Below are 15,592 nucleotides of genomic sequence, written 5' to 3'. Positions count from 1 at the left end.
TCCAATTGTCCAGTTTGAAAGAATCGATAATATAAAATATATGAAAATACTAGAAAGATCTAAATCAGTTTTTTTGGCAAGTTCATTGTTAGTTGACACAAGACTTCCCTTTCCTAAATTGTTAAATTAGATGGCGTCTCTATTTATCTGTTGTTTCTTCTGTAGTACTTGCAACTTGATTTCGAGCTAGATTATAATTGAAAGATTTTAAACTCTCATCTTCTTCATCAAAATTATACCTCTCCTTTTCTATTACAAGAGGTCTTTTTAGTACCTGAGTATGAATTGATCCGATATACTCTCCAATAATACCAATAAAAAACAATTGAATAGAGGAAAAGAAAAATAATCCAATAATTAGTGGTGCCATTCCTACAGAGAAATAATTCCAAAAAATAACTTTAGCTAGAAAATAAATAATTGCCACGCTAAAACTTAAAGCTGACATTCCAAATCCGAGCATTGCAGCTAAACGTAATGGAACTTTAGAATGATTGGTTATTCCCAGCATAGCGATATCATAAAGTGTATAAAAATTATTTTTAGTTATCCCGCGGCGTCTAACTGGCTGTAAATATTCAATTTTATAACTTTTGAAACCAATATCAGAAATTAATCCTCTGAAATAAGGATAAGGATCTTCAATACCTTTTAATACTTCGATAACCTTTCTATCATACAATCCAAATCCAGTATTATTCTTTGTCAGTTCTATTTCAGAAACACGATTAATGAAATTATAGTAAGTTTTTCGAATCGCAAACATAAGGGCTGACTCTTCACTATGACTTTTCACTCCAAGCACAACCTTATATCCCTCTTCCCACTTTTCAATAAAATTACTTATTAATGTAGGAGGATCTTGCAAGTCAGCAACAAGCAAAATTGCTGCATCACCAGTAGCTTGAAGCAGAGCATGATAAGGTGATCTAATATGACCAAAGTTTCTGGCATTTACAATAATCTTAACATTAGCATCTTTAGAAGCGATTCCCTTTAATATTTCTACTGTATTATCCGTTGAGGAATTATCAATAAAAATATGCTCATAAGTAAAATTAGTTAATTCATTAATCTGATGCTTAACCTGATTGTATACTTCTTCGACGTTTTCTTCTTCATTAAAACAAGGAGTAACAATGGATATCTTCTTCATTTTTTTGCCTCGCATTTCTATCTATACTTATTACGCCAAAATATGAAGCAACTCATTCTGAATAGTTTGCAAAGTAGAATAATGAGGCTGGTAGCCTAACTTAGATATTTCTTTATTGCAAGTATAGTAATTGCTTTTGTTTCCAGTAGCCGATACTGAAAACTTTTCATTTGTATAATATTTAAGCCCATATTTTCGTACAAAAAAATCCAAAATATCCATTTTACTAATTGGCTCAACAGAATATACATCAAAAGCTGCATTTAGTATTTTGTCGGAATTTATTACTATCTCGATAAGCCTTACAAAGTCAATTGGATGGACATAATCTCTAATTATATTACTTGAACTAGTTTCAAGGACTTCTTTATTGATTATCGCTTTAATAACATCTGTCATAAAAAACTGAGATTGCAAATCAATAAATCTACTAAAGAATCCGAAAATTCTTAAATCGACGATTTTATAATTACTTAAACTTCTATGTTTTGCTTCTGAATTTAATTTTGCAATACCATAAAATTCTGAGATATTAATATGATTTACTTTTATTACCGCTTCTGTATTTAGTGAAGCCGGTTCCTTAAAATCATTAAGATAAACAGCTCCAGAACTTAAATTTATATACAAAGTTTTAGGATGATTTGATAAATATTCACAGCATAAATTGTCAAATTGTTCTGTTATTTTAAAAACTTCATAATAATTTTCTGAAAGCTTCCCCGGATCACCTATACCTACACAATTTATTAGAACATCAAATTTATAATTAGTAAAATCGCAATAATTGGCAAAGCTAATTCTTTCCTTTGCGGGGAGCTTCATTAAAAATCTTTCTAGATTATGTTGATTTCGATTAAATAAATAGAATTCCCAATTTAGATTTGCATACATATGATAAATAAGATTTTTAGCAATATGACTTGTGGCACCGAGAATCGCGATCTTTATCATTTAGGTACGTCCATTTCAGCAACCAAATTTATTTTCATGACACTTTGTAATTCCTCTCGAGATAGAAAAGGATACATATCTTCTATAGGTCTATTGACTACCAATTTAGGATTAACTGCCGTGTTCTGCTCCAAAGATACTTCAACCAAAACAGCACCTTTAGTGGAAAAAACAGTAGCAAGAATTTCACTGGTTTCTTCTGGTGTTGTAATATGATAAGAAGGTATCCCATAAGAAGTAGCTATTTTTGTAAAATCCGGGTTATTATAAATAGTCGATTGCTGTCTTCCATTAAAATAAATATCTTGAAATTGTCTTACCATTCCAAGAGAACTGTTATTTAGTACAAAGATTTTTACTGGAAGTTTTAATCTCACGATAGTATCTAACTCTTGAATATTGACTTGGATTCCACCATCACCAGCAATCACTACCACATCTTCATTAGTGACCAATGCTGCGCCAATAGCAGCTGGCAATGCAAAACCCATTGCCCCCATACCACCAGAATTTAAAAGTCTTTGATTCTTCTTTAATTTAAAAGACTGTGAAGCCCACATTTGATGCTGTCCAACATCAAGGCAGATTGCGGTTCCTTCTGGAGTCACCGAAGACAAATGTTGGATAAACCGATTGGGTTCTATTCTGTCTTCCTTTTGCTCGGCAGAATATGTTGGATATTTTTCGCGGTAAATATCAATAACTCTGTACCACTCTTGTAGATCTGGCTTTTCGTAATTCTCTAAACTAGAATTTAGAATATCAAGAAATGCTCTAATATCGGATTTTACAGCAATATCTGCCTCGACCTTTGCATTGAGTTCATTGTCATCTATATCAACATGAATAATTGTTGCTTCTCTAGCAAAAGTATCAGGTCTTGTACCCGTCTGCCTACTATCTAACCTTGAACCCAAAACTATTAATAAATCGGAATTTGCCAAAATCAAATTACTATATCTATTCCCATATGAACCTATCATCCCATAATATAAAGGGTTCTGATGAGATATAGCATCAATTCCCATCAAAGAACAAACAACAGGTACTCCTGTAATTTCAAGAAATTTATCCAATGCAGTTGTTCCGTAACTTGCCCTAACTCCGCCTCCGGCTAATAGTGCTGGTCTTTTTGCCTGTGCCAGTAAGTTAACTACATCATTTATTGTTCTCTCTGAAATGAAATTCAAAAATGTTAGCTGTTTAAATTCTGAACTGTCAAAAAAACTTTCTAGTTCTGTAGGATTTATATCTGCTCTTTGCAAATTCATAGGAATATCTAATAATACAGGACCTGGTCTCCCATGTTTAGCAAGAAATATCGCTTTTTCCAAACAATATCGAATCTTAAGTGGATCAGTAATTAACTCTGCATGTTTAGTCAAGGGCTTGGCTACTGAAACAATATCAGTTTCTTGAAAACCAATTTGCCTTATGGATCTATCAAATTTATACTCATACGTATTAACTTGTCCCGTAATAAATAAACAAGGAACCGAATCAAAGAAGCAGCTTCCTATTCCTGTAAGAAGGTTTAACGCTCCTGGACCACTAGTTGCCATTGCCACTCCCAAATTCCCGTTTACACGAGCATATGCTTCAGCAGCAAAAGCCCCCGCCTGTTCGTGACGAACTGAGACACATTGAATATCATCTCTTGCGGCTATTGAATCTAGTAAGTGCACAATCGCACCACCTATAAATTCAAATACATGAGAGACACCTTCTTTTGCTATCGTGTCTACTACATAATCAGAAAGCTTCATGGCAATTTCTCCAATCTATTTAAAATAATCTTCTATTTGTTGGAAGCACACTTCAGCCATATCTTTGTCATTCTTATATGCTTTATTCCACTCTAAAATCTTTTCCAAAGCAATTTCTAAACTCCATCTAGGTTGCCATTTCAACCTGGATTTTGCTTTAGAAATATCAAGTTTTAAATACTTGGCTTCATGAGGTTGAGATGTATTATCAACAATGTAAGTAGAGCCTTCTGCCCACATATCACATAACTTTTGAACAATCCAGCTGACAGGTTTAGTATCGACCTCATTGGGTCCAAAATTCCAAGCTCCTATAAATTCACGCCCATCCTCATAAAGATTCTGAGCTAGTAGCAAATATCCGCTTAATGGCTCTATCACATGCTGCCACGGCCTTATGGAATGAGGGTTACGTATTTTAATAGGTACAGAATTCGTGAGGGATCTAAAGCAATCTGGTAACAGTCTGTCTTCTGCCCAATCACCTCCTCCAATTACATTTCCAGCCCTTGCCGTTGCAATAGCTACTGATGTATGACCGCTAAAAAATGATTCTCGATATGCGCTTGTTACAAGTTCAGAGCAAGCTTTACTGCTTGAATATGGGTCAAATCCCCCAAGCGGCTCCGTTTCACGATATCCCCATTCCCACTCTTTATTATCATAACATTTATCTGTGGTTACATTGATAATAACTTTTAACTGGGTTAACTTTCTTGCAATTTCCAATAAATTCACAGTACCCATTACATTAATAGAATAAGTATCAACAGGATTTTTGTAAGAATCCCTAACTAATGGTTGGGCTGCCATATGAATAATAATATTAGGTTCAACAGATGTTAATGCTTCATCCAGCTTATTATAATCGCGAATATCACCAATAAATGAACGCTTAATCTTAGTTTCTACCTTACACAAACTATATAAACTTGGTTCTGTCGGTGGTTCTAAGGCATAACCATATACATGGGCTCCATACTTCGTTAGAATCATACATAGCCAAGAACCTTTAAAACCTGTATGACCCGTAATAAAAACTTTTTTATTTTCCCAAAAATTCATCGATATCATTTGTCCACCGTCTCATCTGAATTCCATGTCTTCCATGGGGCATTTCCACTTTTCCACAGTTCCTCAAGGAAATTTTTATCTCTAAGTGTATCCATAGGGTGCCAAAAACTATTATGTTTAAATGCCATAAGTTGATTTGACTTTGCTAGATCTTCCAATGGTTCTTTCTCAAAAATTGTAGAATCATCTTTAATAAATTTAAACACGTCTGGATTCATAACAAAAAAACCAGCATTAATCCAAGAACCATCCCCCTTAGGCTTCTCTTGGAATCCATTCACTTCATCTGACAAATTGATGTCTAGTGCACCAAATCTTCCACTTGGTTGAACTGTTGAAACTGTTGATATGCGTCCATGCAATTTATGAAATTTCACAAGCTCCCCAATATCAATATTGGAAACCCCATCACCATATGTGAGCATAAATGGTTCACTATTAATATATTGTTCAATTCGCTTAATTCGGCCACCGGTCATAGTATCTAAACCCGTATTTACCAATGTAACTTTCCATGGCTCAGCTGAGTGCTGATGTGTGATCATTTCGTTGCCGTCTCTAAAATCAAAAGTAACATCAGATTCATGTAAAAAATAATGTGCAAAGTACTCTTTAATGTAATAACCTTTATAACCTAAGCAAATAATAAAATCATTATATCCATATGAAGAATATAATTTCATAATATGCCACAAAATAGGTCTTCCTCCAATCTCAATCATTGGTTTGGGTCTCAGATGTGATTCTTCACTTATTCTGGTTCCATAGCCACCCGCTAGAATAACAACTTTCATTTTAGTCCCCCTAATTTTGTTAGTTATTTCTTAAGAACGAATTCCCTAATTTTAGTAATCACATAATCAATCATCGTCGAAGTCAATCCCGGGTACACGCCGACAAGAAATGTATCTTTCAATATTTTATCTGTATTTGTCAGGTCGCCATGAATCCGGTAGTTAGCATTTTGAAAAGCAGGCTGTCGAATAAGGTTACCTGCAAACAACATTCTAGTTTGAATGCGGTTGGATTCCAAGAATTGGACTATTTCATTTTTAGTAAAAGGTACACCATCCCTCAACGTAAGAATAAAACCGAACCAACTTGGATCTGATTTCTCAGTAGCTCTAGGAAGGATGAAGTAATCCGATAAGTCTTTTAATCCTTCTAACAATTGATTGAAATTATTTTTCCTTGCTTTTACGAACGAAGGTACTTTCTTAAGTTGTTCCACACCTATTGCTGCTTGCATCTCCGTAACTCTTAAATTGTAGCCTATATGAGAATAAGTATATTTATGATCATATCCATAAGGGAGTGTGCCTAGCTCCCAACCGAATCGCTTCTTACATGAATTATCACATCCAGAAGGACACCAGCAATCTCTACCCCAATCCCGAAATGATTCAATAATCATTTTTAATTGAGGATCATTGGTATATACCGCTCCACCTTCTCCCATAGTCATGTGATGCGGTGGATAAAAACTAGATGTACCAATATGACCATAAGTTCCCGTTAATTTCCCGTCAAATTTTGAACCTAAAGCGTCACAATTATCTTCTACAACCCACAGACTATATTTATTTGCGATTTCCATTATTTTATCTAATTCAAATGGATTTCCCATGGTATGTGCTATCATAATCGCTTTTGTTTTTGGTGTTATTGCGGATTCCACACGATCAACAATAATATTATAAGTACCTAAATCAACATCAAGGAAAACAGGAATTGCACCATTCTGAATAATTGGAGTTACGGTCGTAGGGAATCCTGCGGCAACAGTAATGACTTCGTCTCCTTGTTGGATACGGCGATCTCCCAGTTTAGGAGAAGTTAGTGCTGAGAAAGCCAGTAAATTCGCTGAAGAGCCGGAATTCGTAAGCAAAGAGTATCGAACTCCTAAATAACTAGCATATTGTTGTTCAAATTGCTTATTATATCTTCCAGCAGTCAACCAAAAATCTAAAGATGAGTCAACAAGACTGCGCATTTCTTTCTCATCATATACACGACCACCATAGGATAACTGTGTAAATGCAGAATCAAACTGTTTGTCACTTTTATGAAATGAATAATAAAAATCTTCTACCTTAGAAAGGATAATTGCTCTTGATAATTTTTCATAGACCTCTTGAGGCAAATCAGCAATTTCTTTAATCTCTGAACTTGAAACATAATCTACCTTAGCTATGTCAATTTTAAAATTACTGGTTACCTCTATGACATTTTGCAGATTTGAATTCGAATCTGCTTCAATAACAACTTTGCACTTACTGTTCATACTTTCGACTACAACAGCTTTTAAAGTTGTAATTTTCATCTCCACGATTGCTCCAGGACGACTCATTCAATATTGCTCCTTTTTTTCTTTTTGTGAAATGCCCAATATTTTTGTGAAATAAAGCTAATAACCGTTGTAATGATGATCACAAGTAATTGAGAAAACACTTTATTTCCACTAATATATCGAACAAAAATAGGTAACAACGCCAAGTTAAACAACAATGTGATAGCATAAGTAGCACAAAATTTAACAATTGTTTTGAAATTATGAGAGCCCGCCTGAAATGTCCAGTTGCTATTTAATAAATAACTGTTAAGCACACCAATTATATGAGCAAGAACTAAGGCAAATAAATAATGTAGCGTGGTAAATTTCAGTAATAAAATGTAACTCAAAAAGCCCACACCTGTATTAATTACGCCCACAATAATAAATTTAACTATTTGTTCTCTCAATTAAATAATTCCTTTATTTTCTTTTTTCTTAATTTACACTCTAGCGCAGCGATTGGTAGAGCAAAATAGCTAGCTAATAATAAGAAATATAAGTATCTCCATTCTGCTGTAGATAATACAATAAACAAGAATGGAATATTTATAATAAATACAAATGCATACAAAGAGGCTGCAGGGATGTATTTATACAGTACAATAAGCATAATTAATAGTAGCATACTTGGTAAAGTATTAAACACGGTAAAACCATACAATCGATTATATATAAACTTTTCTATAAACGTTTGCAATCGTTCGTTCACGGTAGATAATTTAAACCGATAAGCTTCTATAGGTCTCCAAGTACTCTGGTCACTTCCCGCGCCTTTCAATTCATTTGTTGTGAAAAAAACATTATCAGCAAAACCCATTGTCCCAAATAACATCGAAATCCGATCGGCTAAGAAAACATTTAAATTCGTAATGCTTCCTATAAAATATAAACGATTCAGTTCGCTTCTTTCCGGCTCAGGAAGAGCTTGCCATTTAGAAACCAGCACTCCCACTGAATCAGCTTGAGAAGTAGGACGATATATAGAGGAAAGTTCCTCTTTTGATACCCATTTATTAAGGAGCCGCATATCTTTTTCTTTATCAATTGAATTAAAGTTTGGTGATAAATGAAGGGCAGCCAAGGGACCTACTCTGTAAGTTTTTGAGAAAAAATCACTGACTGCCTCACGATTTGTATTAGTGACAGATGGTGTAATGATATAAAAAACACCAAATATCAAAATAAGAGATGTAACTAGCTGAACAATATTTTTTCGATTCATAAGTTTAAAAAATGATAATAAAGCAGGGATAATGACAATAAAAATAATACCATTATGACGGATTGTGCATAACAAAAATATTGTTAAACTTAAATAGAAAATGTAACTGAACCTTAGAATTACTACTTTATTCTTATAGTGCTTACATATATATAAATAAAATAAAAATAAGCCCCAAAAAAGCATTATTATATTGAAAGGTATGTCCTTCCACATTGTAATGCTATATAAACCTACTGGTACCGAGGTAATAAACAAGATATAACAAATTAATGTTATTGTTTTACTCCCTTTCTCATAAAACCAAAAGAATGCCAGTGAACTTATAGATGTAAGTAGAATTATCTGAAATACAGACACAACTGCAGGAGAATCAAAGAATTGCGTTAGAATTAAAACATATACATTGTATATCCATGGTGTAACATCAGAAAATTGTAAGGTCTTAATCTCTCTCCAAGTAAAATGATAACTATCTACCGACATGATTCCAGGCCATTGCCCTAATAACCAAATGCTAAATGTCCCCATGTTAATGATCCAAAATATCCAAAATGGCAAGTATGTTTTTGTAAAGATTTTACGAACATGGTTACCATCACGGCGCCACCCATCGATTGCCAAATAAACAAAGTGTGTGATGATGAATGAGATCGCTAATTGTACCAAGACTAAAGTTATTGAAAATGTTTGGGTATCAAATGTTTTTGAGAACTTATACTCCCGTTTACCTAAAGAATTTTCAAATTGTATCTTTTGGGTTTGGTTGCCTACTTGTGAAGAAAGAGACAATATTTCTGTATCCTGCGAAAACATTAGTTTGAATTGAGAGATCTTAATTTGAGGAACATTGAATTCAATTTTTTTTGGTTCTTGTTTGGCTCCCGGATAAATATCAACCTTTTTTACAAAAGTTTTCCCTGAGTATAGGTCGATTGTTCTAGAGTAGGATTGATCAACAGTTATTTTAACTTTACCAGCCCATTGATGATTCTCCAGATTGATAGAAAACGTTTTAAACTTTTTATTGATTTCCAACGTAGAGCTTTTCTCAATCGCAAGCATTCCATTTTCATTTAACTTTGATATATTTGGAAAAAGGAATTCCTGGATAGTTTGCTTTTTTCCATCAAACTCAATGTTGGAGATAAATACTTCGCTACCCTTGCTATTTGAATTCACATCATCTAGCCGTTGTATACGAATAGTATGGGTGATCCCAGCATCAAAATCTTCAGGTGTATATGGAACAAATGAAATAGTTTCCTGGTCATTAAATCCTTTCCCACTGTCCCAAGCAAAGGTCCCTTCTGTTCCTACTGAACTATTCGTTTCAAGGACGATTTTAGAAGGTGCATAGAACTTATTTATCGTCGTCAATACGGTGAATATTAGCCCACATAAAATAATATATGGTACTAGCCTCTTGATTCTGTTTTTCCAATTCAGTTTCATTAATCTGCTCCATACCAATGGTTATTTTAATCTACCACTCAAACCCTTGTAGCCTTCTTTTCGGAATACACGAACAGCCTTCTTCGTTATTTGGATGCCATAGCGATAATCTTTGATTGCCGATTTAACATACTTTTTAAACATATTCCAATTAATCGGTCCCGTGCGGTACACAGGAGGAACAACTAAAGTATCATTTAACGAGGATGATGTCTCATGCGTCTCAAATAACTCAGGATGCTCAAGTTTAGCTTGTCCATCAAACCAACGGTAAAAGCAAGGACCATCAACTATAAAATAGGGATCAGGGTAAGCAGCTTGTAGATCAGGACGTAAGCGGTAAAGAAAACGATGTTGTTTGGAAATTTTTTCACCATTATCAAAGCATCCGAAAGCCCATGGAGTTGCCGCGGCAGTGGGATCTTGAGTTTCAGCAGTTTCATACCAATCGAGGAGTTCCATTAAAGAACGATTATTCCCCTGATATTTGGACGCCATTACCTTATGCGCCCCACTATCCCATCCACTGAAATGATAAAAACCTAAAGACTCTTTATCCACTGTTAGCCCTTGCATTAACGAGCCTTCCATTTTTCTTGTAGTAATATTCCATGCAGCTACATTGTAACGAGACGATTTAAGGACCTTAACACCATCGAAAAATGCTGGAGCAAGATCGATCCACTTTTGATCTGTCCATAAACCCAAGTGTAATCCTTCTCTACAAAATTCATATAACCTCTCCGACCACCACTCGGCAAACAAATTACCGTTAATATCATTTTTCACCGCAACAAACCCTAGATTATATACACCATGTCGCAGACTGCTTATCTCGTTATCCATTATTGCTTCTAAACTTTTCTCAGGCTTTGTTTGATGAGGAGTTAATCCAATACTATGCGTTTCGAATATATCTAACAAATCGTCTAATCTTGAGAATAAAACCATATCTGGGTCAAAATATAGAACGCCTTCACTTTCTTCTAAAGCAAGCAGTTTTCGAACTACAAAAGGTTTGATAGCTGTACTAAGCTCAATTAAAGAGTGACCAAACATCCATGGACGTAAATTTGTTATTTCAAGCTCTTCGACAGTAATAATATTATCGAAAGGTTCGTTTTCTATATTCAGCCATTCTGGTTTACGATCAGGCAAAGCCAAGTGAACTGTTACCTCTGGATGGTATTTTTTTATTGAATCGCAGAGCAACCTTACTTTTGGTAAATAATTCACAGCTGCACTAGTAAAAAAATGAATCATTAAACGATCTCCTCTTCCCTACAATCAAGATATAATTGTTGATGAAACTTAATTATTTTCTGCAAAATTACCGATGGAGTCATTTCTGAAATAATAAGCCCCTTTGAATATTTAGATACGCGTTCTGCTTGAGCACCTAATGAAAATGAAACAACTGGTAATTCAAAATGCATGAATTCATTCACGACATAGCAAAACGTCTCCGGCACTATTGAGGGAACAAACCCAATATTTACTCCTGTCTTTTCGATAAGATCTTTCAATTCACTATGTTTATATTCACCTGTAACATGCAAACAATCAGATTTAGGTATATTTCCCATTCTTCCAATCACGGTTATTTTAACAGGTAACCGCTGGCTTTCAACTAACTCAACCATCTTCCGAATGATACTTGCGCCTTTGATTTCAGATATATTTCCCAGAACCCCAACATTAACTGGCAGGTTAGCGGAAATCTCAAGCTTTTCCTCTGGAAGATAATCCACGGTATGAGGAATAATTTGAATTCTATCGGAGTTTAAATCCGGGTAGGCTTTCATTACGTAATCGTATGAGGACCTGGAAAAACAAATAATATGATCAGAGTGTTGTAACAACAGATTCCAAGAATACCTCCAAGAATCAATGTTCTCAAAATTCACAATATGCCGAAATTCCCCTTTATTTTTTGGCAAACAGTCACGACATTTATCTAAATCAGGTATTCCACAAAAATCACCTTTGTAGTCTTGAAGTGTGAATGATGGACAAATACAAAAATAGTCATGAATTGGAACTGTCAATTTGGCTTGGCAAAGCACTTTCAAATTTAGAATAAACTTTGTAAGGAATATTGGCAAATCAAAAGATACCAGATTGTTCACAAATATTTCTGAAAAATTTACCGTTTTAGACTGAATGATAGATACTATTGTTTCAATTGAATCAAGTGCAAAGGTAGTTGAATCATCTTTGTAATAATAAGTAATTCCATATTCTAGGCTGGGCAAATCATAAAAAAGGTGTATAACAGGAATATTCTTCCTCTTTTCTTGAATCAATCTTTGCCGATAAAGATTTGCCCCTCCGCCCATCTTATGATCGAAGATAAGCAAAAATGGCAAAGCATTTACTTCCTTTATGACTTCATTAAAATGAGCCATCTTAAATAGTGGATTAGCATTACTATTATGGACGGCCTGAATAGATTCCCGACTCTTTGTGATAAGTTCACTGAATCTACCTTGCAGGAGGTATTTAATAAGTTTTATAGTTTTTCTTTTATAAATACTTGTTCTTGTCAGTGCTCTTCCTTTTACAGTTTCAATAGGTATTATCTGCTTTGTTTCATCATTCAACCAGATTTCTAAATATAGTTTAGCTTTCCCTTTTGATATATGACATGAAATTAGAAATCCTGAATATTCTGATTTAAACTCTGGATGATCTGTTGCAACATCGACTCGTTGATTGCCATACTGAACAGGATAAAATTGAGTTGAACCTCTGCGGTATTCCAGTAATTGAATCTTTTTAATGTCACTTTTTTTATGAAATGCCCAACCATAGCCATAGATCTTACCATTACTAATCTTAAATGAATCAATTGAAAATCTAAGATCATCTGTATATGAGATAATCGGCAAGTTATTATCAGCCATTCTATTCCACAATCGTTCAATAATTGAAGGGCGTCTCTTCAAATCATATACTTCATTTTCCAATAATTCCAATTGAGAATGAAGACTCTGAATTTCTACTTTCATCTCAGCAAGTGTATCCTCAATAGATAAATGGTCTAGAGCCTTGTTCCTCACGTCCTCTCCTCCCTCATTATCAAAATTGCAATTATGAACCCTATGTTTCGAATAAAGCTATCTTTGCAAAACCTATGTTTTAAACAACTTAAAACTCGCTTTAAAAGATTTTGCTTCAATAGTAAAGCGTAATCCTCTACCACTTCCAATTGTTGTTTTTTTAAATGAATCGAATATAGCCTTACAAAAACATTTGCCTGCTCGATTGTTCTAATAGCTGATAATATGAAATTAAGCCCAATCATATTCTGTAATACATAGTGAAAAGAAAAAAACAAATGAGCACCAGTATCATTATTATCATGTTGTCTGTACATTACAGTTTTATCGTCAGTATAAAGGATTACACCAAATGCAGAAGCAATAATCCCCACCCACCAATCATGCATAATGATTCCTTCTTCTGCCGTCTGAGTCAAATCAGCCAGCTTGCGATTCATTAACAGTGAACAGCCAGTTACATTATTCTGAACCAATAGTTGATGTAGTTGATTTCTCTTAGAATTAATTTTTTGATATCTCCAGAAAGATGGACTTATTATTCTAAGACTACTATCCACTACACTGAGATCGCTATGAACTAACACAGGAACGTCTTTGGAGTGATTTTCTTCCCATTTCGTTACAATCCCTAGTAAACATTGAATTTTATTAGGAAGCCACACATCATCTTGATCACAGAACATGACATAAGACGCATCCGAATAGCTCAACAACTCAAGAAAACTTCTACATGGTCCTATGTTCATAGCGGAATCGATTATCCTTACAGAATGACCCGATGTTTCTTCAAACTGCTTAAGAATTCTCAATGTATGATCATTGGACCCATCATCTCTTACAATTAGTCGCCAATCAGAAAATGTTTGAGAACTGAGGGACTCCAAAAGTTCCAATAAATACACTTCGCCGTTATAAGTGGAAAGCAATATATCTACTGTTATTTTTTCCATTTTCCACCCATTGCCTTATAAATATGTTTCAATGGATTCTCCTCGAATTGTTGTTGAAGTGCTTGAAACTGATGATGTAAATGGTCATAGTTTTGAGCCCCAGAGTCTATAAGCTTCTCTTGTTTCTTCTGAATCACTTCTAATTGAGCATATATCCGATTGCATTCTTGGAAAAAGATATCGAACTGTTCGCATTGTGCTTGTAGGTATACAGCGGATTTCTCCTCTAATTTTGATTCAAAAATCCGAGCAATTTCACTAGCCATGCTAGTAATCTCAGCCCTTATCTCCTCTGCAAGACTTATTTTGCTCTGATCCAAATAATCCATCATGCCGTTAGAAATGGGTTCACATCTCAATTTCACTGCAATTTTAAATTGACATTCATAATAAACTTCAGGAATAATATCCAAATATATCTGCGGATCATCATTTAATGAAAAAAATGTTAATCTACCCTCCCTATCGATAATCTGAATATTTTCAAGATTTACTATTCCTTTAAAACTATTTTCACCGCTACATTCCGAAACTAATTGCCATTTTCCATTCTCTGATGTTTGATATATTTTAATGTACTCCACCTCAAAACGTGCAGGTTGACACGATGGATCCAGTCTCAATACACCTTTAACTGAAGTTGGTAACTTGATCTCATACTCGAAATATTCATTGTCAGCCTTGACTGTAACATAATCGGAGAATTTCTCGGAATAGAGTTGATTATCGTCCATCCAATATAACTGCATTCTAAGATAAGATTTTTTCGCTAGCATTGATGATAACTGCACAAACTGATCTATTTCTTTTTGGATTTGAGTAATAAACTTTTCGCTTCTTGACAAGACCTGATTTTGTGCAACAGCTTGCAGGGATTCATATAAGTCTAGTACTAGAACAGGTAGACTTTGTCTTTGTTGCTTCATATTCGTCCTATTTCTATGGAGCGAGGGCTTAATGACAGATGATAATTTATTTTGTAACACCTCCATGTCACCATTGCCATTCGTACCCAACCAAGCAATAAGTTCATGAATAATACCTTCCCATCCAGACATAAATGTGTCATAATCTACAAAATATCGGTCTTTTCGAGCCGAATAATGAAGAGCAAATAAATTATACTTTAACCATAGACCAAAGGACTGTGATTCAGGAAAAGCATCTCTTCTTCCTAATGATTTTGCTACATCAATAGGATTACGAAACATGAATAAATACTTAACTTCGACCCCTAGCCCACTCAGGACTTCTTGCCACAATGGAAGCAGCAAACAAGTTCTTGGGTCCTTCCATGCCCATAAATTCGAATTATTAAAATGCTTTACAATTATATTCCTAAGTTGTATTTTATAAGGTGTCATTTGAGGTAATAACCACCATTGATCTGACAAAGGAGACGGAGTATTCCAGTCACTCCTTAACGTTGAAAGAATCTGCTCTTGAAGATCCACCACTTCTGCCAACTCCCAGAAGCCCTCGGGGTTATCACTCCTAGCATTAAGTAATGCAGATTCTTCTCCTAAGTAAACATCCATTAAGTGAATGACATTTGCCATTAGTGATGTGCCACTCCGGTGCATGCCAAGAATACATATTGCTTTGTTCATGCGAA

The 15,592-nt window shown here is 34.6% G+C and carries 12 protein-coding genes; all 12 read right to left on the bottom strand.

Going from position 1 to position 15,592, the window contains the following annotated elements; all coding sequences use genetic code 11:
- Window positions 1–139: 139 nt before the first annotated feature.
- Genes ABE504_RS01535 through ABE504_RS01480 form a run of 12 tightly spaced genes read right to left on the bottom strand, consistent with a single transcriptional unit; the run spans window position 140 to window position 15,587 of the window.
- Window positions 140–1,156, bottom strand: coding sequence for a glycosyltransferase family 2 protein (locus tag ABE504_RS01535; protein WP_430083507.1), 1,017 nt, complete (start codon window positions 1,154–1,156; stop codon window positions 140–142).
- A 30-nt stretch (window positions 1,157–1,186) separates the two neighbouring features.
- Window positions 1,187–2,110, bottom strand: coding sequence for an NAD-dependent epimerase/dehydratase family protein (locus tag ABE504_RS01530; protein ID WP_430083504.1), 924 nt, complete (start codon window positions 2,108–2,110; stop codon window positions 1,187–1,189).
- Complete coding sequence (locus tag ABE504_RS01525; RefSeq protein ID WP_430083502.1) at window positions 2,107–3,876, bottom strand: thiamine pyrophosphate-binding protein; 1,770 nt, start codon at window positions 3,874–3,876, stop codon at window positions 2,107–2,109. Before ABE504_RS01525 ends, ABE504_RS01530 begins: the two co-directional genes overlap by 4 nt.
- A 15-nt stretch (window positions 3,877–3,891) precedes the next feature.
- A complete protein-coding gene (gene rfbG, locus ABE504_RS01520; protein ID WP_430083499.1) occupies window positions 3,892–4,950 on the bottom strand; it encodes a CDP-glucose 4,6-dehydratase in 1,059 nt (352 codons plus the stop codon).
- Window positions 4,947–5,744, bottom strand: a complete 798-nt coding sequence (rfbF, locus tag ABE504_RS01515; RefSeq protein ID WP_430083496.1) for a glucose-1-phosphate cytidylyltransferase — start codon at window positions 5,742–5,744, stop codon at window positions 4,947–4,949. The genes rfbG and rfbF overlap by 4 nt, the downstream gene beginning before the upstream one ends.
- 23 nt (window positions 5,745–5,767) lie before the next feature.
- Window positions 5,768–7,300: a lipopolysaccharide biosynthesis protein RfbH gene (gene rfbH / locus ABE504_RS01510; RefSeq protein ID WP_430083494.1), complete on the bottom strand. Its 1,533-nt coding sequence runs from the start codon at window positions 7,298–7,300 to the stop codon at window positions 5,768–5,770.
- Window positions 7,297–7,692: a GtrA family protein gene (locus tag ABE504_RS01505; RefSeq protein ID WP_430083492.1), complete on the bottom strand. Its 396-nt coding sequence runs from the start codon at window positions 7,690–7,692 to the stop codon at window positions 7,297–7,299. Before ABE504_RS01505 ends, rfbH begins: the two co-directional genes overlap by 4 nt.
- Complete coding sequence (locus ABE504_RS01500) at window positions 7,689–9,962, bottom strand: hypothetical protein (protein WP_430083489.1); 2,274 nt, start codon at window positions 9,960–9,962, stop codon at window positions 7,689–7,691. Before ABE504_RS01500 ends, ABE504_RS01505 begins: the two co-directional genes overlap by 4 nt.
- A 21-nt stretch (window positions 9,963–9,983) precedes the next feature.
- Window positions 9,984–11,225 (bottom strand): hypothetical protein, encoded by a 1,242-nt coding sequence (locus tag ABE504_RS01495; protein ID WP_430083487.1) that lies wholly within the window; start codon window positions 11,223–11,225, stop codon window positions 9,984–9,986.
- Complete coding sequence (locus tag ABE504_RS01490; RefSeq protein WP_430083484.1) at window positions 11,225–13,024, bottom strand: glycosyltransferase; 1,800 nt, start codon at window positions 13,022–13,024, stop codon at window positions 11,225–11,227. Before ABE504_RS01490 ends, ABE504_RS01495 begins: the two co-directional genes overlap by 1 nt.
- The gene (locus tag ABE504_RS01485) at window positions 13,021–13,977 is read right to left on the bottom strand and encodes a glycosyltransferase family 2 protein (protein WP_430083482.1); all 957 of its coding nucleotides are present in this window, start codon (window positions 13,975–13,977) and stop codon (window positions 13,021–13,023) included. Before ABE504_RS01485 ends, ABE504_RS01490 begins: the two co-directional genes overlap by 4 nt.
- On the bottom strand, window positions 13,965–15,587 hold the full coding sequence (locus ABE504_RS01480) for a sulfotransferase family protein (protein ID WP_430083479.1): 1,623 nt from the start codon (window positions 15,585–15,587) through the stop codon (window positions 13,965–13,967). The genes ABE504_RS01485 and ABE504_RS01480 overlap by 13 nt, the downstream gene beginning before the upstream one ends.
- Between the last annotated feature and the right edge of the window lie 5 nt (window positions 15,588–15,592).

The organism is Paenibacillus oryzisoli (genome assembly GCF_050467285.1).
In the GTDB taxonomy this organism is placed as follows: Bacteria; Bacillota; Bacilli; order Paenibacillales; family NBRC-103111; genus Paenibacillus_E; species Paenibacillus_E oryzisoli_A.
Note: the sequence above shows the minus strand (reverse complement) of the source record. Positions and strands in the feature narration are given on the sequence as shown.